Annotated in this window: 1 protein-coding gene; it reads left to right on the top strand. The window is 74.1% G+C overall.

Translation table 11 applies throughout. The features are described 5' to 3' along the window. Positions 1 to 3,278, top strand: a 3,278-nt coding sequence (locus HG542_RS33935; protein WP_171088252.1) for an SDR family NAD(P)-dependent oxidoreductase, incomplete at both ends; no start/stop codon positions are given.

Raw genomic sequence — 3,278 nt, 5'->3', positions numbered from 1 at the left:
TCGAGGTCGCGGTCCACCGCCTGCTGGAGTCGTGGGGCATCCGGCCCGACGTCCTGGCGGGCCACTCCGTGGGCGAGATCGCCGCGGCCCACGTGGCCGGGGTGCTGTCGCTGGAGGACGCGGCCACGCTGGTGACGGCCCGCGCCCGGCTGATGCAGGCGCTGCCGGCCGGCGGTGCGATGGTGGCCGTGCAGGCCACCGAGGACGAGGTGCTGCCGCACCTCACCGACGAGGTGAGCATCGCGGCCGTCAACGGCCCGCAGTCCGTGGTGATTTCGGGTGCCGAGGACGCGGTGACGGCGATAGCGGAGGTCTTCACGCAGCAGAGCCGCAAGACGTCCCGACTGACGGTGAGTCACGCCTTCCACTCGCCGCTGATGGACCCGATGCTGGCGGACTTCGCCCGCGTCGTCGACGGCCTGCACTTCGAGAAGCCGCGCATCCCGGTCGTCTCCAACGTGACCGGCCGGCTCGTGGACACGTACTCCGCCGAGTACTGGGTGCGGCACGTCCGCGAGGCCGTGCGTTTCGCCGACGGGATCCGGACCCTGGGCGACATGGGCGTCACCCGGTTCGTGGAGGCCGGCCCCGGCGGCGTGCTGAGCGCCATGGCTCAGGGCTGCCTGGACGGCGCGGTCACCATCCCGGCCCTCCGGGGCGACAGCCCCGAACCCGAGGCGATCACCGGTGCCGTCGCGCAGGCCCATGTGCACGGCGTCCCCGTCGACTGGAACGCCTTCTTCGCCGGCCGCGGCGCCCGCCGGGCCGACCTGCCGACCTACGCCTTCCAGCACCAGCGGTACTGGCTGGAGACCACCGCCCCCACCGCCGCCACCGGCACCGACCCCGTCGAGGCGGGCTTCTGGGAGACGGTGGAGCGCGAGGACGCCCAGTCCCTCGCCGCCACGCTCGACCTGCCCGCCGAACAGCTGGACGCGGTCCTGCCCCGGCTGTCCGCGTGGCGCCGCCGGCGGCGCGAGGAGTCCGTCGTGGACGGCTGGACCTACCGCGCCGGCTGGAAGCCGCTGACCGGCCGCTGGACGGGCGAACTGACCGGCCACTGGCTGTTCCTGACCACCGCCGCAGAGGAGGCCGAGGACACCGCGTGGACCGCCGCCGTCGGCGACGGACTCACCGCACGCGGCGCCCGCCTGGTCCCGGTCACGGTCGACCCGGCCACCGACCGCGGCACCCTGCAGCAGCAGATCGAGACCGCCGTCCGGGAGACCCCGGTCGACGGCGTGATCTCCCTGCTCGGCACCGACGAGCGACCCCACCCCGGGCACCCGGCCCTCTCCGTGGGCACCGCACTGTCCATCACCCTCGTCCAGGCCCTCGGTGACGCGGGCGTCGGCGCCCCGCTGTGGGCGCTGACCAAGTCGGCCATGTCCACCGGCCGTTCGGACGCCGCACCCAGCGCCGTCCAGAACGCCGTCTGGGGCCTCGGCCGGGTCGCCGCACTGGAGCACTCGCGGCGCTGGGGAGGTCTCGTCGACCTCCCGGAGACGATCGACGAGCGGGTCGCCGGCCGACTGGCCGCGGTACTCGGCCAGTCGGCCGGGAACCAGGATGGGAACCAGGTCGAGGACCAGGTCGCCATCCGCGCCCGGGGCGTCTACGGACGCCGGCTGTCCCACGCCCCCGCCGGCCGCAAGGGCCGTGTGTGGTCGCCGCGGGGCACGGTGCTGATCACGGGTGGTACGGGTGCGCTGGGCGGTCATGTGGCGCGCTGGCTGGCCGGTGCGGGCGCGGAGCACCTGGTGCTGACGAGCCGTCGGGGTATCGACGCTCCCGGCGCGGCGGACCTCAAGTCCGAGCTGGAGGCGCTGGGTTCGCGGGTGACAGTCGCCGCGTGTGACGTGGCCGATCGTGCGGCGGTGGCCGCGCTGCTGGCCGAGCACCCGGTGAACGCCGTCGTCCACACCGCAGGCGTGGACCACCTGGAGGCCTTCGAGGCCATGACGCTCGGCTCCTTCGCCGACGTGGTGTCCGCCAAGGCGGCCGGTGCACTGCACCTCGACGAACTGCTCGCAGACCAGGAACTGGACGCCTTCGTCCTCTTCTCCTCCATCGCCGGCGTGTGGGGCAGCGGCCACCAGGCCGCCTACGCCGCCGCCAACGCCGTGCTCGACGGCCTCGCCGAACGGCGCCGCGCCCGGGGCCTGGCCGCGACCGCCGTGGCCTGGGGACCCTGGGCCGGCGGCGGCATGGCCGAGAACGAGGGCGCCGACGAACGGCTGCGCCGCCGCGGCCTGATCCCGATGCCCGCCGCCCTGGCGGTGTCCGGCCTCCGGCAGGCCCTGGACTCCGGCGAGACCACGGTGACCGTGGCCGACATCGACTGGGAACGGTTCATCATCCCCTTCACCGTCGGACGGCCCAGCGCACTGCTCGGCGAACTCCCCGAGACCGAGCGGGCCCTGAGCACCGGCACCCGGACCGAGGAGGCCGCCACGGCCGCCGCCTCGCCGCTCGCCGCCCGGCTCGCCGGACTGCCCGAGGCCGAACAGCACACGCTGCTGGTCGATCTCGTCCGCACGCACGCGGCGGCCGTCCTCGGCCACAGCGGCGCCGGCGAGGTCGAGGCCGACCGGGCGTTCAAGGACCTCGGCTTCGACTCGCTCACCGCCGTCGAACTCCGCAACAAGCTCAACACCGAGACCGGCCTCGCCCTGCCCCCCACGCTCGTCTTCGACTACCCCAACGCCCACGCCCTCGCCCGGCAGCTGCGCACCGAGCTCACCGGCCGCACCGCCGCAACGGCACCGGACGTGGTCACCGCGGCGGCCGCGGACGACGACCCGATCGCCATCGTGGGCATGGCCTGCCGGTACCCGGGCGGCGTCCGCTCGCCCGAGGACCTCTGGCGGCTCGTGGCCTCCGGCACCGACGCCGTCGGGGAGTTCCCCGCGGACCGCGGCTGGGACCTGGACGGCATCTACGACCCGGACCCCGACGCATCCGGCAGGACGTACACGCGGCACGGCGGATTCCTTTACGAGGCCGGGGAGTTCGACCCCGCGTTCTTCGGGATCAGCCCGCGCGAGGCCACGGCCATGGACCCCCAGCAGCGCCTGCTGCTGGAGACCACATGGGAGACCTTCGAACGGGCCGGCATCGACACGGAGTCGGTGCGCGGGACCCGGACGGGAGTCTTCGTCGGATCCGGCTACCAGGACTACGCCGCACAGGCGTTCAACGCCGTCGACGACTCCGAGGGATTCTTCGGCACCGGCAACTCCGCGAGCATCATGTCCGGCCGCATCGCCTACACCTTC

The organism is Streptomyces morookaense, from assembly GCF_013030945.1.
In the GTDB taxonomy this organism is placed as follows: Bacteria; Actinomycetota; Actinomycetes; order Streptomycetales; family Streptomycetaceae; genus Streptomyces; species Streptomyces morookaensis.
This window is presented reverse-complemented; position numbering and strand designations above follow the sequence as displayed.